Origin of the sequence: Acidaminobacter hydrogenoformans DSM 2784, from assembly GCF_900103005.1 — a bacterium.
Lineage (GTDB): Bacteria > Bacillota > Clostridia > Peptostreptococcales > Acidaminobacteraceae > Acidaminobacter > Acidaminobacter hydrogenoformans.
This window is the reverse complement of sequence record NZ_FMWL01000019.1, coordinates 1-20,049: the sequence shown is the minus strand read 5'-3', so window position 1 is coordinate 20,049 and position 20,049 is coordinate 1. Positions and strand designations below refer to the sequence as shown.

The 20,049-nt window shown below is 49.4% G+C and carries 18 protein-coding genes; 4 read left to right on the top strand and 14 right to left on the bottom strand.

Going from position 1 to position 20,049, the window contains the following annotated elements:
- Positions 1 to 111: 111 nt before the first annotated feature.
- Together BLP63_RS13785 and BLP63_RS13780 are read right to left on the bottom strand one after the other, a co-directional pair.
- The gene (locus BLP63_RS13785; RefSeq protein ID WP_092592562.1) at positions 112 to 684 is read right to left on the bottom strand and encodes a GNAT family N-acetyltransferase; all 573 of its coding nucleotides are present in this window, start codon (positions 682 to 684) and stop codon (positions 112 to 114) included.
- A gap of 46 nt (positions 685 to 730) precedes the next feature.
- Positions 731 to 1,318, bottom strand: coding sequence for a nucleotidyltransferase family protein (locus tag BLP63_RS13780; protein WP_092592560.1), 588 nt, complete (start codon positions 1,316 to 1,318; stop codon positions 731 to 733).
- 102 nt (positions 1,319 to 1,420) lie between these two features.
- On the opposite strand from BLP63_RS13780, the gene BLP63_RS13775 reads away from it, so the two are divergent.
- Entirely contained in the window at positions 1,421 to 2,350 is a 930-nt protein-coding gene (locus tag BLP63_RS13775) for an EamA family transporter (protein WP_092592558.1), read from the top strand.
- Between the two features lie 43 nt (positions 2,351 to 2,393).
- Positions 2,394 to 2,546: a rubredoxin-like domain-containing protein gene (locus tag BLP63_RS16920; protein WP_170829468.1), complete on the top strand. Its 153-nt coding sequence runs from the start codon at positions 2,394 to 2,396 to the stop codon at positions 2,544 to 2,546.
- Positions 2,547 to 2,729: 183 nt separating this feature from the next.
- Here BLP63_RS16920 and BLP63_RS13770 read toward each other — a convergent pair whose 3' ends face one another.
- Genes BLP63_RS13770 through BLP63_RS13750 form a run of 5 tightly spaced genes read right to left on the bottom strand, consistent with a single transcriptional unit; the run spans position 2,730 to position 6,981 of the window.
- Positions 2,730 to 3,677: a DUF697 domain-containing protein gene (locus BLP63_RS13770; RefSeq protein ID WP_092592556.1), complete on the bottom strand. Its 948-nt coding sequence runs from the start codon at positions 3,675 to 3,677 to the stop codon at positions 2,730 to 2,732.
- Entirely contained in the window at positions 3,674 to 4,168 is a 495-nt protein-coding gene (locus BLP63_RS13765) for a Fur family transcriptional regulator (protein WP_170829467.1), read from the bottom strand. The genes BLP63_RS13770 and BLP63_RS13765 overlap by 4 nt, the downstream gene beginning before the upstream one ends.
- Positions 4,169 to 4,203: 35 nt before the next feature.
- Entirely contained in the window at positions 4,204 to 5,028 is an 825-nt protein-coding gene (locus tag BLP63_RS13760) for a metal ABC transporter permease (RefSeq protein ID WP_207646478.1), read from the bottom strand.
- Positions 5,025 to 5,975: a metal ABC transporter ATP-binding protein gene (locus BLP63_RS13755; protein WP_242870923.1), complete on the bottom strand. Its 951-nt coding sequence runs from the start codon at positions 5,973 to 5,975 to the stop codon at positions 5,025 to 5,027. Before BLP63_RS13755 ends, BLP63_RS13760 begins: the two co-directional genes overlap by 4 nt.
- A complete protein-coding gene (locus BLP63_RS13750) occupies positions 5,968 to 6,981 on the bottom strand; it encodes a metal ABC transporter solute-binding protein, Zn/Mn family (RefSeq protein WP_092592552.1) in 1,014 nt (337 codons plus the stop codon). The genes BLP63_RS13755 and BLP63_RS13750 overlap by 8 nt, the downstream gene beginning before the upstream one ends.
- 378 nt (positions 6,982 to 7,359) lie before the next feature.
- On the opposite strand from BLP63_RS13750, the gene BLP63_RS13745 reads away from it, so the two are divergent.
- Positions 7,360 to 8,094 (top strand): lysophospholipid acyltransferase family protein, encoded by a 735-nt coding sequence (locus BLP63_RS13745; RefSeq protein WP_092592550.1) that lies wholly within the window; start codon positions 7,360 to 7,362, stop codon positions 8,092 to 8,094.
- A gap of 179 nt (positions 8,095 to 8,273) precedes the next feature.
- On the opposite strand, the gene BLP63_RS13740 is transcribed toward BLP63_RS13745, so the two are convergent.
- The 3 genes from BLP63_RS13740 to carB form a co-directional block, all read right to left on the bottom strand.
- Positions 8,274 to 9,419 carry an HAAS signaling domain-containing protein gene (locus tag BLP63_RS13740; protein WP_092592548.1) on the bottom strand — a complete coding sequence of 382 codons (1,146 nt, stop codon included), beginning with the start codon at positions 9,417 to 9,419 and terminating at the stop codon, positions 8,274 to 8,276.
- Entirely contained in the window at positions 9,416 to 9,772 is a 357-nt protein-coding gene (locus tag BLP63_RS13735) for a PadR family transcriptional regulator (protein ID WP_330387168.1), read from the bottom strand. The genes BLP63_RS13740 and BLP63_RS13735 overlap by 4 nt, the downstream gene beginning before the upstream one ends.
- A gap of 192 nt (positions 9,773 to 9,964) precedes the next feature.
- Complete coding sequence (gene carB / locus BLP63_RS13730; protein WP_092592546.1) at positions 9,965 to 13,186, bottom strand: carbamoyl-phosphate synthase large subunit; 3,222 nt, start codon at positions 13,184 to 13,186, stop codon at positions 9,965 to 9,967.
- A 431-nt stretch (positions 13,187 to 13,617) separates the two neighbouring features.
- Here carB and BLP63_RS13725 point away from each other — a divergent pair, with 431 nt between their 5' ends.
- Positions 13,618 to 14,799, top strand: coding sequence for a pyridoxal phosphate-dependent aminotransferase (locus tag BLP63_RS13725; protein ID WP_092592544.1), 1,182 nt, complete (start codon positions 13,618 to 13,620; stop codon positions 14,797 to 14,799).
- 80 nt (positions 14,800 to 14,879) lie between these two features.
- Here BLP63_RS13725 and BLP63_RS13720 read toward each other — a convergent pair whose 3' ends face one another.
- From BLP63_RS13720 to BLP63_RS13705, 4 genes are all read right to left on the bottom strand, one after another.
- On the bottom strand, positions 14,880 to 16,253 hold the full coding sequence (locus tag BLP63_RS13720; protein WP_170829466.1) for a cobyrinate a,c-diamide synthase: 1,374 nt from the start codon (positions 16,251 to 16,253) through the stop codon (positions 14,880 to 14,882).
- Between the two features lie 42 nt (positions 16,254 to 16,295).
- Positions 16,296 to 18,677, bottom strand: coding sequence for an N-acetylmuramoyl-L-alanine amidase (locus BLP63_RS13715; protein WP_170829465.1), 2,382 nt, complete (start codon positions 18,675 to 18,677; stop codon positions 16,296 to 16,298).
- Positions 18,678 to 19,022: 345 nt separating this feature from the next.
- Complete coding sequence (locus BLP63_RS13710) at positions 19,023 to 19,508, bottom strand: FtsB/FtsL family cell division protein (protein WP_092592538.1); 486 nt, start codon at positions 19,506 to 19,508, stop codon at positions 19,023 to 19,025.
- A 335-nt stretch (positions 19,509 to 19,843) separates the two neighbouring features.
- Positions 19,844 to 20,049: hypothetical protein (locus BLP63_RS13705; RefSeq protein WP_139159837.1), on the bottom strand; the 206-nt coding region annotated here is incomplete at its 5' end.

Genomic DNA, 20,049 nt, shown 5'->3' with positions numbered 1-20,049 from the left:
GCACCTTATCCCCAACGCCATTTCCCATGCTGAAGTGATAAGAATAAATAATGCCAAGAAGCCGGAAGGGTGGTTTAATTAACCCTCTCCGGCTTCTTCTCTTTTCATCAATTAATAGTCGTTTTCAAAGCTCTGTGCCCTTGGTCTATGGTCGTACTCCGCTCTCAATTGCCCGTATAAGACATGATCTACATAATGGTCGTAAAGCCATTCATTTTGTCTCAAAATGCCTTCTATTCTGAAAAATAGTCTCTCCGGTATGGCCCTGGATTTTAAATTTTGCTCAGCGCAGTACATCTCCAGGCGGTTCAGCTTGAGATCCTCAAAAGCCGTTTTAACCACGGTATTGACGGCCCGCAGCATGAGGCCTTTCCCTTCGTATTCTTTCCCAATCCAGTAGCCTATGCTGGCCTTCCGGTTCTGCCAATCCACTTGCTGCAGCCCCACGATGCCGCAAATTTGGTTCCGGTAAATCACGACGTATTCGTAGCCGGCCTGTTGAAGGCGCTTTCGGTCTGACATCTCAATATAGCTGAGAACCGTATGTATGGTAAAGGGCCTTGTCACCCATGGAAGCCACTGCTTCAGGTGCTGCTCATTATTCAGAATCAGCTCGAGAACGGCCGTCGCGTCATGCAGCGCGATTGGACGCAGCATCAAGTCCCGGTTGACTGTCAAACGCATACCATCCCTCCCCTAATAGTTATCACCACTGGCATCCCTTTCTCAATCACACCCCCGGCATGGAAATAGCCGGGTTGTTCATAAGCGCGACAATCCTGTTTCTGACCGTTTCGGGCAGCGGCTGTGTGAGTGCCCCTTCAAGTCTCCCTGGGGCTTCAATGCCGTTTGCAAGGAAATGGGACTCTATGAGCTCGACTTTGTCTTCTTTTCGGTCCATAAGCATATAAAGCACATACCAATCCTCAAGGGCGGCTATGGGGACGCCTGCTCCGTTTAAAATAGCCACCCGGTCCACGGCATCATGATCAAACCGGTAATAGTACACCCCTTGTTCATGGGCAATCGCAAAACCGGCGATCAAGTCAATTTCCACACCGTCCACGACATACTCCCTGAAAAAGGCCGTTTTATATTTAGGATGATCTGTTTCCGGCGGCTTGACGGCATATGGCTCAAGGAAAGCGTCTAGTTTTGCGGCATCCTCCAGACGGACCATAATATCAAGGTCATTAACGGTTGACGTGAGGCCGTGCTCATACAAAACTGAAGAGGCGCCCGCGGCCCATACCACGTCCAGCTGATTGAATTTTTCTGCCAGGCGGCTGAGATGCTCTGACCATGCTGCAGCGTTCAAATAAAATTCCCCCTTTTCTATAAGAACAATAATATAGTGTTTTTCCCATCTATGATATAATAACTTGTCAAGATCATTTCACACCGAGGGAGTCTTTCAACAATGTCAAAATACAACAGCAAAGAGATCTTCAACTGGATTGCCTACCTGACGGTTTGTGTGGTCTGGGGCTCCACCTATTTAGCCATTAATATTGGCGTTTCCGGCATTGCACCCCTGTTTTTCACTTCCCTGAGATTTTTAACGGCTGGCACTATAATGGTGTTGTTTGCCAAACTCAGAGGCTTTGCTTTCCCTACAGTGCTTAGAGAATACATCCAGCTGGGCGTTATAGGCCTTCTGCTGCTTTTTGGCGGGACCGGCTTTGTGGGACTGGCGTCCCGGTATATCAGTTCTGGGTCGACCTCCCTGATCGTTGCATCATCCCCTTTAATCATGGCAGTATTTCAAATGATATTGTACCCGCAGCTTAGAAATAATGACTGGAGAGTCTGGTTTGGACTGTTGGTGGGCTTTGGCGGCGTTGGTCTCCTGATCTTTTCCGGGGGCGGCGAAATGAGTCTCGATCCCCGCGGTGTCGCCTTGGTTCTCACGGCTGTGACCCTCTGGTCCATTGGCACTCTATACTCAAGAACCGTCAAGCCGCAATGTCACGTGGTGGTCCAAATTGGACTCCAAATGCTGATCGCAGGGGTTGGCATCATGCTGATCAGCTTTGCAGCCGGTGAAAGCCACTCCCTCCAGGCTTCAACTTCAAGTCTGCTGGCGCTGCTCTATTTGGTGATCTTTGGGTCAATCCTCGCTTACAGCGCCTTTATTCACATCATCCAGGCATGGCCGCTTTCCAGAGCCAGCACCTATGCCTATATTAACCCTGTAATCGCGGTGCTTCTGGGGTGGCTTGTGCTTAGCGAGCCTGTCACACCAAGTATTCTTTTGTCCATGGTCGTCATCCTGTCCGGTGTCATTTTGGTTCAGACGGCGAGCTTGAGGCGAAAGCCAGTTTTGCAAAAGTCTGACGAAATATCATAGTCAGCGCTTACCTAAATCATACCCCAGCAAAGGAGGAAACGCCATGGAATTTCTTTGTACCGTCTGCGGCTACCGACACAAAGGAGACGAGCCCCCTGCTTTCTGCCCTATCTGCATGGCAGACCAAACCAAATTCGTCGAAATGACGCCGGAGAATGAAGAAAAGTACCGTCACTTGTTCGTTGACGCATTTTAAGGCACAAATTTACGAAGCGAAGAAGACTAAGCGTGGAGGCAGGGTTGGTGTTTGTGTGACCATCGGCAAAATCCTGGTTTTTAGATCCACTGCGCCCCACAAAACTGAAATCCCGCAGAGGGGCCTGACCGCAGAATTTGCGGTGCAGCGCCGCCAGCTGCGGGATTTTTTTCTTATAGCCACTTAAAATTCCGGTTCGCCATCCAGGTCATCCGGCGACTTTTTGCCAAAGTTGAAGAAGGTCCCAAAGGAAGGCTTCATTCTCTTCGCCAGCTGGTCCAGGGGCTTTCCGACCATGGACATCATGAAGCTGCGGGTATCCCGGCGTGCCCGGCGTCTGAGGGTGACATCGCTTTCGTCGGTGCCGTAGAGGGTGCGCTCGAAGGAGAGGATGGAGAGGTAGCCGTAGTAGTAAGTCATGTAGCCGTTGGCAAACCCCTGAAGGATGGAGGACATGATGACATCCGCGAAAGGGATTTTTCTGGTCAGCTCCAGGCTGCGGCTGCTGAGGATCTCCACAATCTCGTCGTCCAGGCTCTCGAAGAGGCCGGTGACCGAAGCCTGCAGCACAGTGTTTCTGTAATAGCGGCCTATGTTGAGGAAAGAGTCCCGCATCCTGAAAGATGAGTAAATCTTGTGAATCATGCTGATGTTGAAGATCAGGATCATGACGGCGTCCAGGACAGAATTCTGGTTGGCGGCGACGACGGCAAAGCACTGTGTGGCCGAGGCGCCTGCTGCGGCTTTGGCTGCCGCGCTGCGCTTTTTGTAATAGCCTTCCAGATACGTCTGAACGGCGGCTTCATCTTGACTTTTCAGCAGCGCGTCCACTTCTGCCCGCTCAGTTTCCTCAGTCACATGGCGCCGGACCTGTCTCAGGAGCTTGCGCTTTTGCTTCAGGCTGCCCCTGAGGGCAGCGCTGAGGGTCTCCGGCGTCGGATAAGCCTGCCAGCGCAGGATGGGCAGGAGGACATAGATCAGGAACAAAAGCCCCAGGACAACGTAAAGCACAATGTCCAGCCAGTCCACAATGCCATCCAGCAGACGGCCCCAGGTCAGCACCTGATCCACCGCCAGGCTGAGCATGACCAGCATAAAAAAGGTCGCTATCACGGTGATGACTTTCTTCACGGCGTTCCCACCTTTCCTTCAGTCCTATCTGGGGTTATTTCCACAGGGGGCATTTCAAGCTCAGACTGACATTTGGGACACAGGCCGTAGACCTCGAGCCGGTGTCCGGTAATTTTGTAGTTTGTCGACTTAGCCAGCGCTTCCTCATACCCCGCCAGCGGGCAGCCCGTAATGGTCATTCGGGATTTGCATGATGTGCATATGAGGTGATGGCCATGCTCGTGACGATTGAGCTCATAGACCGCCTTATTTTCGTCTGTACTGACGACCTTTTCCACGAGGCCCTTCAGTTCAAAGGCGTCCAGGATCCGGTAGACCGTGGAGAGGCTGATGGCTGAAGCCTCTTCACGAAGGCTCAGGAAGAGTTGCTCGGCGGTCGTCGGACCGCTCCCCTTAACCAGCTGATCCAGGAGATCCAGGCGCTGGCGGGTCAGCTTGATGCCGCAGTGTTCGAGCATGGCTTTCGTATCTGTCGTTTTATTTGTTTTCATGTCATACACCTCTTTCTGCTCGAGACGCTTGTTCATCAGCGGCGGAGAAGCTTCGCCAGAAACGCCAGCCCGAACGCTATGGCGTTCATAAGGACGATCACGGCCCCCGTTGGGAGATTGTAGGCAAAGGAGAACAAAACGCCCAAGATGACGCAAATTACAGAGATCAGTGTCGCGATCAGAATCGTGGTCCTGAAGCCCCTTGATACCTGCAGCGCGGTCACCGTAGGAAAGACGATCAGACTTGAAATCAGCATGGTTCCCACAATTCTGATCCCAAGGGCTATGGTGATGGACGTCAGAACTGCCAACAGATAATTATAAAATTTCGTATTCATGCCGACGGCCTGGGCATATTCCTCGTCATAGGTGACGGCGAACAGGTCGTGGTAGAAAAATATCACAGTCACAATGACGACGAGCGACAGCACTGCTGAGATGACGACATCAAAGTTGCTGATCACGAGAATGCTGCCAAAAAGATAGCTCATCAGGTCCACGTTGAAGCCCCGCGCCATGCTGGCAATCAAGACAGCCATAGCTATGGAAAAGGAAGAGACGAGGCTGATGGCGGCGTCTCCGTGCATGCTGGCCTTTTCACTGAGCTTGAGGATGAAGAAAGACGCCAGGATCACAATTGGAATCGACACCAGCAGGGGTGAAGCAGACATCCAGAGGGCAATTGCCACTGTCGCAAATGACACGTGAGCCAGGCCGTCGCCTATCATAGAATACTTTTTCAGGACGAGAAACAGTCCCAGGACCGAAGCGCTGACCGCGATCAGGGAGCCTACCAGGAGGGCCTTGAGGATGAAATCATACTGGAGAGCCTGCTGAACCGACTCAATGAAGGTCATCATGGCTGCACCTCCTCGTCTGGTTCATGGGAATGCTCTACAGACTGACCGTGCGCATGGACGTGGTCCACATGAATATGAGGCGCATGAAAATGGAAGCTCGGTTTTGCTGTTTCCAGTGCCGAGATCTCCTCGTGCTGCCAGCAGAATTTGTGCTGGGAGAGGGGTCCAAAATAATGTGTCATATCCTGGGAATGGCAAAAGTCTTCATAGGTGCCAAAGAAAACCACGGTTCTGTCCAGATAGAGCATCTTTTTGGTGTACTGGCCTATGGAGCCTATGTCATGAGACACCAGCAGAATGGTCACGCCGTCCTCTTCATTGAGCGCTTTCAATATGCCGTAAAAATTCTCCCTGACCTTTGGATCCAAGGCGCTGGTAGGCTCATCCAGAATCAGCAGCCTGGGGGATGAAACCAGGGCTCTGGCCAGCAGCACCCGCTGCTGCTGCCCGCCGGAAAGATTGCCAATTTTCTTCTCCGCCAGGTTTGAAATCTTAAGTCTGGCAAGCGTGCCATCCACCTTCTGATAGTCCTCCTGGCTCAGGTGCTTTGGAAAACGCTTTGAGGACAGAAGGCCCATAGCTACAACCTCCCGGACTTTTGCCGGAAACAGCGGGTCCCCGCTGATGACCTTTTGGGGCAGGTACCCAATAAAACGGTTGTCCTTCACTTCACCAGCATAGGTGAATTTCCCATAGGAGGGTGTGATCAGACCCAACATGGCTTTCATCAGCGTGGTTTTTCCGGATCCATTTGGACCAACTATACCAATGTAGTCCCCAGCCTCAACAACAAAACTGGCCTCTGTGAGCACCTCGTGTCTGCCGTATTTCAGGGTGATATTTTCCGCGTTCAGGATGATGTCTTTTGACGGGTGGCTTTCCGCTGCGGTCTTAGCTGAGCGCTCAGCGTCCGAAGCCGCTGCGTTTTTTTTAATTGTATTATCCACTATACCCCATCCCCAGCTTCAATTTTTCGAGATTTTCGCGCATAATGCTGAGATAGCCTATGCCGCTTTCCAGCTCATCCTTCGACAGATTGTGGGAACCGTGCAGGAGCAGCATCTCCGCCCCTGTCTCCTGGGCGACGAGCTTAGCGATCTTTGGATCCACCAGCTCTTCATAGTAAATATATTTGAATTTCGCCCCGGACATGGCATCGATCAGCGCCGCGATTCTCTTGGGCGTCGGTTCCGCATCAGGAGAGAACCCATCATAAGGCGACACGGTGCTAAGACCATAGGCCTCCGCAAAATAGCCAAATGCGAAATGCCCGCCGTAATAGATCGTCTGAGTCTCGGACTTTTCGAACAAATCTTTGAACGCGAGGTCAAGCGACTCAAGCTCTGCAATGTAGGCTTCCGCATTGCTTCGGTAAGTGCCTTCGTTTTCCGGATCGATCTCGATCAGGGTCTCCAAAAGCGTTGTCACCATAATCTTTGCATTGTTGGGGTCCAGCCAGATGTGCGGGTCATAAGCGCCCTCTTCGTGGCCTTCCTCTGCATGATCCCCTTCCTCTTCGTGTTCGTCATCATGGTCCGCCGCCAACAGCGTCACGCCCTGACTCAAGTCGACGACCTTGACTTCAGCGCCCTTAACGTTGTCTACGAGCTTCGTTGCCCAGGGCTCCATGGCCTCCCCAGTGAACAGAAAGGCGTCCGCCTCGGTTATGCCTGCAATATCCTTGGGTGTGGGCTCATAGGAGTGAGACTCCACCCCAGGCGGCAGCAGCAGCGTTATTTCGACCAGGTCCCCTGCCAGGACTCTGACAAAGTCATATTGCGGAAACAGTGTCGCAACCAGCCTCGGTTTGTCTGCCGACTGCTCTGCAGAAGGCGCCGTATCAGTGCCGGCTGGCTCTGTACCCGCCGGTGCCGCTGAGCCGCAGCCTGTGAAGATCAGCGCGGTCAGAAGCAGCAGGCTCAGGACGACGCGGAATTTGATTGATTTTGTCATAGCGTTCCCCTCATTTCGTTTGAAAATGTTTTGTTATGGAAGACAGTTGCTCAAGTGTCAGCGTCTTTTAAGAACTTTTGCGTGCTGTGCTTTGCCGAGTGGGCGACTGGGTTGGGGGCGTGTGACCATCGGCATATCTCAAATGCGAATCATTCGCATTTGCATTTACATTATATACCTCTTTCACCGCAATTTCAAACCTGCTATTTAATGTTTTTTCATCCGAATCTTAAAAATCAATACACATTCCTAAACGCTTTTTGCCGATGGTCTCCGACTCACCCCCTTGTCTTCTCCGCCAGAAACAGTTATATTTAATCATAGGTCCGCGCCTGCATCTTGCGGGCGCCGTCAAGCTGTCATGGAAAGGTCGATGTTATGAGGACTCTGTTTTGGTACATTTATTTTGGAATCACGCTGCTCGCGACACTGCCCGAGCTGATGAAAGCGAAAAAGCTGGACGCAGCCGGGGAAACCGAGGCCCGGGACCGCATAGCTTACCTGCGCGCCAGGATCTGGTCGCAAAATCTCGTCAAGAAAACCGGCAGCAAAGTCACCGTGACAGGTGAGCACAACTTGCCGACAAATGGCGCCATTCTTTTCGTTTCAAACCATCAATCTCACTTCGACATCCCCCTGCTTTTAGGCTATGTCAAATCTGACAAGGGTTTTGTTGCGAAGATTGAAATGCTGGATTTTAAAATCGTCAACGACTGGATGAGGTTGATCCACTGCATCTTCATGGACCGGGACGACGTCCGGCAAGCCATCCGGGCGATCAACGAAGGGATTGAGATTTTGAAGCAGGGCTACAATCTGGTGCTGTTCCCGGAGGGCACCCGGAGCGAATCCGGTGAGCTTCAGGAATTCAAGCCCGGCGGCATGCGGCTTGCGGTGAAGTCCGGCTCGGCAATAGTCCCAGTGGTGATTCACGGGGCGAAGGATATCATGAAAAAAGGCAGCCTGACCATTCACCCTGCCGAGGTCGAGATTCAAATCCTCCCCCCTGTCGAGCTTCTGGAGGGTGACCACAAGGATTCCATAGCCCTGAGCCAGCGTGTCCACGGGCTGATCGAAGCGGCATTGAACGAAAAGAAGACTTCGGGGAAATAAAGGTAAAATTCAAAATCAAATTCAAAGAAAAAAGCTGGAAAGAAGACACACCAGGCGTCGATTGCTGACGCCCGGTGATGCTTCTTTCCAGCTTTTTTGGTTGGGGACAGGCACCGCTGGTTGGGGACAGGCACCGACCAGCGGTGCCTGTCCCCAACCAAACAATGCCCTATTACGAATCACGCCGCCTTCGATTTGATTGCGTAGTACGCTTGTTTTACGACCTCGACGGCCGTCGCGACAACGACTATGATGACAATAATTTTAAGATTCAAGCTTCCAAGTTTGGCAATCCCAGCAAAATCTCCACTATAATGCGCCAGCGCAGCTGTGATTCCCTCAGTATTAAAGACGGCCGGATTCTGAACAAGAGCAATAAAAATTCCCACCCCAACAATACTTAATATGATTTTTGCCATGCGCTCCGTAAAGCCCCAACGCCCCTTTTGAATCAATCTGAGGTGGAGCAGTGCCTCCAAGATCCAGACGACATTGTAAAACATGACGTAAACACTGAGGATCAGAACGTTGAACAGTGGAATTGTGACCCATATTGAAGCTGCCTTATCATAGAAATAAACACCTATTTTATCCGGGTAAACATTGAATACCAGTAAAGCGATTCCAATAAATACGAGGGAAGCTATACTGTCTGACAAAATGACCCGGTCAGAAGGCACAGGTACTTCTGGCAGCTGCTGTGCTGACCATGCAGGCTGCTGTGCTGACCCTGCAGGCTGTTTATCAGACCCTGCCGATGGTTTCCCTGCCTTCCTCTTCTCACGATGGGACTGCTGCATGTCTTCGAACATCCCGGTGATTTCTTTTCCGGCTTCCCTAAGTTCGTTGGCCGTCTCGGAACGGCCCAACGACTCACCAGCAGCCGTATGCTGAATCACCGCGAAGATAATTGTGATCGTCCCAACCAGACCTACGGCCGCGGACCACAGAGTCCCTACAAACCCACCAATAACACTGAACGGACCACTTTGAGGTGCTTCTCCCAACAAAATGGAAATCACCAGTGAAACCGTCAAACCAAAGATCACTACCGCACCTACGATTTTAATAATCATCCAGTAGAGATCGATCAACTCAGGTCCAATCAGATAACGGTTTTCAGGCCTATATTCAGCAGCGACTTTCTCCGGATCCCCAAAAGCATCCAATAAATCGAGGATATCCTGTTCGGTGGGCTCCCTTCCATCAAGCCGTTCATCCAGAGCATCCATCAAATTTGAACGCAGTTCGCGTTCAATGTCCTCCCGCATATTTTTGGGAAGCCTGCGCGTGACAGCATAGAGATAACGATCCATCCAGTTCATCTTTCCTGCGCCTCCTCACTTTCCAGTGAAAGCATAAGGTTCATTGTGCTGACTAACGTCTGCCATTCCGTTTTTAAAGCTTCAAGGGCCTCCAGACCCGAATCACTCAGTTTGTAATACCGCCTTGGCCGTGGCTCTTCAACCTCCCAGCTGCTGTCCAGGAGTCCCTGCTTTTCAAGTCTGCGAAGCAGCGGATAAAGCGTTCCCTGGTCTATAGGCATCCCCCGGTCATTTAACTTCTGTACCAATGAATACCCATATTCCGGCTCATGGAGCTGGCTTAAAACACCAATGACGAGCGTGCCGCGGCGAAGCTCCTGCATCAGATTCTGTAAGGCATCATTCTGCGTCACTTATACCGCCTCCTTATACTTGCATTATACTATGCATCACACACTATTGTCAATATCTCAATATTAATCATTCCTTTATATTTGCTTAAATTTATCATAGATACATTACAGTAAAACCCAAAACAGATTTGACCTTGATCTTCGCACAAAAAAACAGGGCTCTTTCGAGCCCCGCAGATGAGGTAAAGTTATTTACTTAATGTCTGCATGATACTCCTGCAGTGACTTGAGCTTGTACCCGCCCGCGCCGTTTGCCTTAAAGGCCGCAATCCCTTTCGCGCAAGCCATAGCTGCTGTCAGGGTTGTGACATAAGGTACCTTGTGTTTGATGGCAGATTTTCGCACGTAGGAGTCATCAATCTGGCTGACTTTGGAAGCTGGCGTATTGATGATGATTTGGATCTCCTTGTTGGCAATGCCATCCGCGATGTTCGGTCGGCCGTCGCTCATTTTGTAGATCAGTTCGGATTCAACGCCATGCTCAGCCAGGAACGCCTTAGTGCCTGAAGTCGCTTTAATGGTGAACCCAATTTCAACAAACGCTTTAGCCACTTCGACAGAATCCGCCTTATCTTTGTCATTGACGCTGATCAGAACACAGCCTTCTGTAGGCAGGTTAAGGTTTGTTGCTTCATAACCCTTGAAATAGGCCATGCCAAAATTGTCCGCCATCCCGAGGACCTCACCGGTGGATCGCATTTCAGGACCAAGCACCGGATCGACTTCAGGGAACATATTGAATGGGAATACCGCTTCTTTAACGCCATAGTGTGGAATTTCTTTCGTTTTGAGTGACTTGACGCTGGACTCTGTTCCGGTAAAGTCCGCCATCATAAGCTGTACAGCAATCTTTGCCATAGGAATATTGCAGATTTTAGAAACCAAAGGCACCGTTCTGGAAGCCCGCGGGTTCGCCTCAAGGACATAGACCTTGTCATCCGCAATGGCATACTGCATGTTCATGAGACCTATGACATTGAGTGATTTTGCGATCTTCTTGGTGTAATCGACTATGGTGTCGAGATTCTTCTGGGAAATCGTTATAGGCGGGATGACACACGCAGAGTCACCGGAGTGAATCCCCGCCTGCTCAATGTGCTCCATAACAGCCGGAACGAAGGCATCCTTACCGTCCGCGATCGCGTCCGCTTCCGCCTCAAGGGCGTTGTTCAGGAATCGGTCGATCAGAACCGGGCGTTCCTTGGTAATTCCAACTGCCGCTTCCATGTAATCCTTCATGTGGCCTTCCGTATAGACGACCTCCATGCCACGTCCGCCAAGGACGTAGGACGGACGCGCCATGACCGGATAACCAATGGCACCCGCAACCTCAAGGGCCTCTTCCACCGTCACTGCCATGCCAGCCTCAGGCATAGGAATCTCAAGCTCTTCCATAATCTTTCTGAACTGGTCACGGTCTTCAGCCAAATCAATGGTCGCAGGCGTTGTACCAATAATTTTCACGCCAGCTGCCTCCAGCTCACCCGCAATATTGAGCGGTGTCTGCCCGCCAAACTGAACTATGACGCCCAGCGGCTTTTCTTTTTCGTAAATACTCAGAACGTCTTCTACGGTCAACGGCTCAAAGTAGAGCTTGTCCGACGTGTCATAATCTGTCGAAACCGTCTCAGGGTTACAGTTGACAATGACTGTCTCATAGCCGAGGTCCCGCAGCGCGAAGGCTGTGTGAACACAGCAATAGTCGAACTCAATGCCCTGCCCTATGCGGTTCGGACCGCCGCCGAGGACCATGACCTTCTTGCGGTCGCTGGCCGTCGTTTGGTCTGGCGCGTTATAAGTGGAGAAATAGTACGACGCGTTTTCAACGCCGCTGACCGGAACTGCCTCCCAGCCCTCCACGACGCCAAGCGCTTTACGCTGCTCGCGAATCTCAGCCTCAGCCACACCCAAAAGCTGCGCCAGGTAACGGTCTGCAAAACCGTCCTTTTTCGCCTGAGTCAGCAGTGCATCTGGCAGCTTGCTGCCTTTGTATGTGAGAATCTCTTCTTCGAGATCCACCAGTTCTTTCATCTGCTGAAGGAAATAGGGCTTGATATAGGTTTTCTTATAAAGCTCATCCAGGTCAGCACCTTTGCGGATCGCTTCGTAAAGAATGAACTGACGCTCACTGGAAGGCTCTGCCAGCATGGACATCAGCACCTCGAGACTGAGCTCATTGAAGTTCTTTGCATAGCCCAGGCCGTAGCGGCCAATTTCGAGGGACCGGATTGCCTTTTGAACCGCCTCTTTATAGGTTTTGCCGATGCTCATAACTTCCCCAACCGCGCGCATCTGCGTCCCAAGCTTATCCTGGGCACCAGGGAATTTCTCAAAGGCCCATCTTGCGAATTTAATGACGACATAATCCCCATATGGCTCATACTGATCCAGGGTACCCTTTCTCCAGTACGGAATCTCATCCAGAGTCAGGCCAGCGGCGAGCATAGCGGAAACCAGAGCGATTGGGAAGCCCGTCGCCTTGGATGCCAGCGCTGAGGAACGGGACGTCCGCGGATTGATCTCAATAATGACAAAGCGGTCTGTCTTAGGATCATAGGCAAACTGAACATTCGTGCCACCAATGACCTGAATTTCTTCAACGACTTTATATGCCGCGACTTGGAGGCGCTTCTGGAGCTCCTCGCTGATGGTCAGCATAGGCGCCGAGCAGAAGGAATCCCCCGTATGTACGCCAACCGCGTCTATGTTCTCAATAAAGCAAACGGTAATCATCTTATTGTTCGCGTCGCGAACGACCTCGAGCTCAAGCTCCTCCCAGCCAAGGACAGATTCCTCAACGAGAATTTGACCCACCATGCTGGCAGAAATACCGCGGTTCGCTATGGTTCTGAGCTCTTCAACGTTGTAAACCAGTCCGCCGCCTGTGCCGCCCATAGTGTAAGCCGGTCGGATGACGACAGGAAAGCCAAGCTCGTGGGCAATCTGCTCTGCCTCTTCCACGCTGTAGGCCGGCATGCTCTTTGGCATGTCAATGTCCAGTCTGTTCATGGCTTCTTTGAAGGCAATGCGGTCTTCACCGCGCTCAATAGCATCAATTTGAACCCCAATAACCTTGACGCCATATTGGTCGAGAATCCCTTGGGCGCTGAGCTCAGAGCACAAGTTGAGCGCCGACTGTCCACCGAGGTTCGGCAGGACCGCATCCGGTCTCTCCTTCTCAATGATCTCAGTCAAGCGCTTGACATTCAAAGGTTCAATATAAGTCACATCCGCCGTTTCAGGGTCCGTCATGATCGTGGCAGGATTGGAGTTGACAAGGATGATTTTGTAACCGAGCTTTCTGAGGGCCTTGCAGGCTTGAGTCCCGGAATAGTCGAATTCACCGGCCTGGCCTATAAGAATAGGACCTGATCCAATGATGAGAATGCTGTGGATATCAGTTCGTTTTGGCATGGTCTACCTCCTGTGTGTTCATACGCATCAATCTTAATTATGCGCGCCGTTGTATATTTATTTATCATTTTACAAAAGACTCAGCTAAAATGCAATCGTTTTTGTTATTGTCAGACATGTTTTTTTAATGATACACCCATTTAACTTGAATTACAAATTTTCAATCATAAAGAAATCACAAAATTGAGTGAAATCAAATTGTCTCGGCCTCCTAAATAACGTAAAATGAACTTGTATAATATGGCACGAAACAACAATGCCTAATGTTTTTCCATTCAGTGGAAGCGCAATTTCCGGTTCATTTCACTTGAAGCCAAGGATGTCTGATCCTATAAGTTAACAACCTTCTTCAAGCATAAAAATCCTGCTTTACCTCTTCCCTATACATCCAACAATCCCAGAAAAACTCTAACCCAGGAGGCGGTTTCACCTTGAAAAAACTTTCAGAAGTCGTTCAGCACTACCCGGCATCAGGGATTCGAAAAATGTTTGAACTCGCTGCCAAGTATGACAATGTCATCAGTCTGACCGTAGGTGAGCCGGTCTTCGATACGCCTGATTACATCAAGGCTGCTGCAATTCAAGCCCTGGATGAAAACCGAACCCATTACGTCAGCAACGCAGGCATTCTTCCACTGAGAAAAGCCATCGCCCAAAAATATACCCAACAGCTAAAGGTCCAGCATACTGAAGATAACGTTATGGTCACCTTTGGGGGTATGGAAGCCATATTGCTTGCACTTATATGTGCCATTAACCCAGGAGACGAAGTTATAATCCCGGATCCCGGTTACCCCAACTACGCAGGACAAATTCAACTTCTGGGTGGCCAGCCCGTCCCTGTCCCCATCTACGAGGAGAATCAATTTTGCATAAAGGCGGACGACATTGAAGCCGCCATCACAGAGAAGACTAAAGCTATGATCCTCAACTCTCCAAGCAATCCCCTTGGCGCAGTGATCCCTTATGAAGAAATGAAAAAGATAGCTGCTGTCGTAAAGCGGCATGATCTCTTTGTCATATCTGATGAAGTCTATGAAGCGCTGGTGTATGAGGGGGTTGAGCACCACAGCCTCGCCGAATTTGATGAGATCAGGGAAAACATCCTGATTGTCAACAGCACTTCCAAAACCTATGCCATGACCGGATGGCGCGTGGGCTATGTCGTGGGGGATCAAAGGATCATTTCCAATATGCCAAAGCTTCAGGAAGGCATTGCCTCCTGCCTGCCGGAATTCACCCAGCTGGCGGCGGCAGAAGCTATCCTCCATGGTGAAGAAGCCGTGATAGAAATGCGTCAGAAATATCTGAGCAATCGCGATCTCGTTCTCAATGAGTTGAAAACAATACCAGGAATGACCTGCCATACAATCCCAGGTACATTTTATGCCTTTGTGAACATAAAAGCCTTCGGAAAATCCTCTCAGACTTTTGCAGAGGATCTGATCCGCCACGCCAAAGTCCTCACCGTCCCTGGCTCCGCTTTTGGCACTATGGGTGAGGGTTACCTCAGAATCGTTTTCGCAGGCTCAGAGGAAATGCTCAGAGAAGCTTTCAGCCGCATCCGCAGCTATGTCTCCACCCTGCAGGAGCTCACGGCCGGCACATTTTAGAGCGTTCGCGCACCACCACAAAAAGACAGATCATTTGCGATCTGTCTTTTTTTATTTTGAAATTTTTCATCTCAACATTACTACTTTTTACTGCATGCCTCCAAAAACCGAACCATGGTCTCCGGCCTGCTTGCATAGTGAAGGTGCGGATAACCCGCGAACAAACTTTCAGATACGTGTACACAATGCCAGCTGCGCTGCTTCTTTTCAACAAAGAACCCATCGCCGTTATTGTCGCTGTCAGAGTAGTGGAATTCGTGAATGGGAATCTCTGAGCCTTCACCGCATAGAAGATTGTCCTTCAGCGCCCTCATTTTAGCGTATCCAAACCGAACCAGATGATCCAGCATTTTGGACTCACCCTCAATAGCCCCTACCATGGCATGGCGCCGTCCCTCAGCATCCCTCATGTATTCCATCAGGTACATGAAACCGCCGCATTCTGCAAGCGTAGGCAGACCTCCTGCTACGGCTTTCTTGACGCTTTCAAGCATGGAAGTATTACCCGCCAGCTGCTCACCATAGAGCTCCGGATAACCCCCGTAAAGAATCAGGCCATTAAGGTTCTCCGGCAGCTGCGCATCTTCCAAAGGCGAGAAATAGACGAGCTCAGCACCCAGGGCTTCAAGCAAATCCAGGTTGTCCTGATAAAAAAAGCAGAACGCTTTGTCTTTTGCGATGCCAATACGCTTCTTATGTTCCATCTGGTGATCTGCCAGTAAAGGCGCCCATAGGTTTGTCCATTCCAGTGCATCAGATTGTGCTGCCATCTCAGCCAGACCATCCAGGTCAATAAATTTTTCAGCAGCTTCTGCAAGCTTGTTCATTTTATGCTGAAGGTCTTCAATTTCTTCTGCTGTGACCAGGCCAAGGTGGCGACTGCCTATGATGGCTTCCCTGACCATCGGCATAAAGCCGTAGACACGGATGCCCAGCTGTTCCTCAATCATTTCCTTGTAGTACGGGTACATCCCCTCAGAGCACTGGTTGAGTATAATGCCTTTTACCAGGTTTGGCCTGAAGTTCAGATAGCCCTGGATCATGGCCGCCATAGAGAGGGCCATGCCGCCAATTTCGACAATGAGCACCTCAGGGGTTCCGGTCAGAAGCGCGAGGTGATTAGATGAGGCCTCATCCGAGGTCATGCTGAGTCCATCATACATCCCCATGACGCCCTCGACTATGGAAAGGTCAGCACCAGCCGCGGCTCTGGCCATGAGGAATCGAGCGCCCTCCTCACCGCTTAGAACAATATCGAGATTGCGGGATTTGACGCCAAGGACGCTGCTGTGAAACATGGGATCGATGAAGTCCGGCCCACATTTGAAGCCGGCGACGTGCTTGCCTCGCAGCTGAAAAGCCTTCATGACCGCGCAGGTCACGGTTGTTTTGCCCGCGCCGCTGCCGGTTCCCACCAGCATCAGTCGTGGCAGCTTGCTTTGTATAACCTCCATGTCGCACCCCATTTTACAAAATTAGTTGATTAGCAGATGAATCTACCTCTCAGTTGGAAATCTATTAAAGACGGCCTCGGTTGCAGTGTAAATACCTCTGGCTACACGCTCTTGCACTTCTGGATTCGTAATCTTAGCCAGGTCACCAGGATTAGTCATGAAGCCCAGTTCAAGAATGATCGCCGGCATTTTGGTGTGCCGGATCACGTACAAGCCATCCCTCGGCTTCAGACCTCGGTCCGCGACATCCACAATTGGAAGCAGTGTCTCATGGAAAATTTTAGCGATAGAAATAGAGCTGAGCTTCTCCGTTGAACCGCCCGGCATGTAGAGCGTCTCCATGCCCTCAAAAGCAGGCGTGCTCATAGCGTTGTTGTGAATGCTGACAAAAATGTCCGCCTCAAGGGTATTCGCCAGATCTGTTCTGTATTTCAGGCTCTTGTTCACATCAGATGTCCGCGTATAGTAAACTTTAAAGTCCTCGGAATTGTCAAATAAGGCTTTGACATAAGTCGACATAGCCAAGTTGATAGCCTTCTCCTGGTATCCGCCGGAAACCGCACCAGGGTCTGTGCCGCCGTGGCCCGCGTCAATAACGACAATTTTGTCGTAAAGCGCCTTAGGCTTAAAGCCTGCAATCATGATGCCCTTTGAGGTCACATTCAAACGGTATTCATAGTATTCAAGCTGCTTGATAACTATATTCGTCCGACCCTGGCTATCCTGCTTGAGCTCAATCTTATCGATCGCGTAATCGTCAATGACCAGCTCGCCCTTGCCAAAGCTCGCAGAAACGTCCTCCGGCAGCACGAAAGTATAGGTCATGCTCTGATAATCATCAATGACCTCCACATCAGCACTCTCAAAACCGAGGCTGCGTTTGTTGAACCGGATTATTGGATTTGTTTTGCTGCCGTTGTATTCCAGGTTTTTCAGGTCAGGCGCAGTGAACTGCACCCAGGTTTCCGCACCACTTTGATATACCTCGTAATTCGCAAGTCCATCCATTACGGCGACGACCCGAGTTGTAGTGGCATTGAATTGATCCGTACGGATCCCCGACACGAACTGCCCCTCCGCTGTCGCTTCTTTCCAGCCGATAGTCGTGCGCGTCCCAACCAGATCAATAACAATCCGATTCGGATCAGACATTCTAAATGTTTTTATGGACGTAGGCGACATCCCGGCAATCCTTATAAAATCACCAAGGTGACTTTGCCCAAGCTCAATGGTATGAATTGACTTTGGCTCAAACTCAACGATCAGACTCCTGCGGTCCTCGCTCAAGCTAACGTCGCAACGCTCATTATTGCTCTTTAGATCAAGGACTATTCTGGTCGTCATAGGATCCTGTGAAAATTGGCTGGTTCGGTAGCCGGCCGCCACTGGGTTATCCTTATAAGTCACTTGGGACAACCCGTTCTCAGCATTTATGACATCCATCACAAGCTTCTTCTCCATGGTATCAACCGCCACGTCCGAAATTGGACCCGAAGCTGTGATGATAAATTTCAGGACACCTTCAGCTGCTTCATACTTAAGTGACTGGATCCTGACCGTTTCGCCTTTTATGGCCTCAAATTTGACCTTTGCTTCCGGCATCTTCAGGGTAATCGCATTGTCAGGATTTCCATCTGTCCAAAGAATTGGATTTCTTTTAAGGGCCGTTGGTAACGAAGGCACTGACCCATCCGTTTCAAGCAAAAAATCATTATTTGTGTTGATTTCATCCTCGATGTCAGAATTGTTGTCTGGAAGCTCGGAGACTTCCGGCTCTGGCTCTGGATCAGGTGTTGGAACTGGTGTAGGTACTGGTGTCGGTGTTGGTGTTGGTGTTGGAACTGGCTTCGGAACTGGCTTCGGAACAGGTTCCGGCTCCGGCTCTGGAGCAGGTGCTGCTTCAGGCGTTATGATAGCAGCTGTATAAGTGACAGGATCCCAAGCAACTTCATAACCGAGCGCCTCTGACACAAACCTCAGTGGAATCATTGTTTTAGCATACTCTTTCTTGGTATCCCTGATCAACTTAGGTACAACTTTTTCGTTGTCAGGATCGATTTGTATTTTCTTGCCGTTCACATAAGCCACGGGGCTATTAATCGCGACGACGATGGTATTCCCATCATAAGTAACCGTAACCTCTTTCTTCTCATGGTTCCATGCCACATCAGCCCCAATGCCTTCGCTTTGAAAGACCTCCTTGATTGGCACCAAGGTTCGTCCTTCCAAGATGATCGCAGGCATATCCCCTATTTCAATTTCCTTGTCCTTTACTTCAATTGTCACTGTCTTTGCTTCATAGCTTTGAACTTTTCCATCCACTTCTATATTAAAATCCGGCCGCGCTTCACCAGCTAAAGTTGGTTGCGCGATTACCATCAGCATAATTATCATCAGTACCCAAATGGCACGAAATTTTTTCATAGTCATTACCCCTTTCGTCAATGCAGCTACGTCGTTGTCAGTCTCACACGTTCATTATACTCGTATTTTGTCGAAATCGGGCTGATCCTGATCAATTGTAATTATGTTTTAATGTCAGTGCCATGAGATTGTAAAAGAACACTGCAAGAAAGCAGCACAAATGCTTAGACGCCCAAACCCTGGTAATGGTTCCACCAAGCACAACCATTCCTTTAAGCCAAACTTAGTGTGATTGTCATCTTCAAAATTCATTCAATTTTTCTCTCTATTTTGCAAATAAAAGGCGCGGATCTGCCATTACTGTGATATGGCAGATCCGCGCTATTTCATTTTATAGATTTCCATTTAATTGAATTTGGCAGCAAAGGCCGGAACTTTCTCCACCACTGCCATTTGAGTTTCATCCGAATTTTCTTCCAGGGTGTAATCCCAATTTAAAGCAATATAGACGACTTGATGCTGCTGAGGGTATTGCATTTTTAGTTCATTTAGCGCAACGCTTTCAACGTGATGCAGCGAAACAGCATTATCAATGTGAGCATTTAATTCTTCAATCTCAAGCTGCAGGTCTCGGATCTCACTCTTTAAAACATGATTTTCATATTTAGTTTGGTAGATTGCTGCGCTTTGAACCACCATCCCGGAAAAACCCAAACAGAGAAAGGCACATAACGCAATAATTTGAAACGCAGAACTAAAGCGGCGCATTTCATGACGCTGCTTTGATTCGATCTTATAACGCTCTTGAGATTCTTTCAGATTCCTTTCAGTGATATATTTCCAATAATCATCATAAAAGATAAAGTCCGTTTCAGATTTGTGATTTGACACTGACAAGCCTCCTTCAGATGCGATCTGGTAAAAGAAGCGTGAGATGAAATAAGATATTATTCTTCAATTTGACTATGTAGGTTTTTGAAACGTGAATTAAATGTGTATTTATAGCTCAATTGGCAATGTTTAGTTATTATTAACATTTTTGTTATTATGTGTTTACATATATATTTTATCACATTTATTGAATATATATCTATATTTATAATAAAAATCTAAATAATTTTTGGAAAAGTAAAAGATAGGAGGAAATGATATTGTCAACTTCCAGAAAAAATGTGACTAAAACTCCTGCACAGGTCTCGATGCAGGAGTTTTTTGTTGTTTCCAGCCTATCCTTTTTCTTGATCAGTTGGTTGTATAAATTGAAGGATTTGGTCGTAGGATTTATCACTTTTCATAATAGCAGCGATAAGTTCATCACGCTTTAACCCATCGCGTTTGTCCATCAAATCTTTTAATGTTGCAAGCGCCGCATCGTACTTCGCCTTTGCCTTTACCACATCCAATTGGGCCTTTTCAATCTTTTGTTCCAACG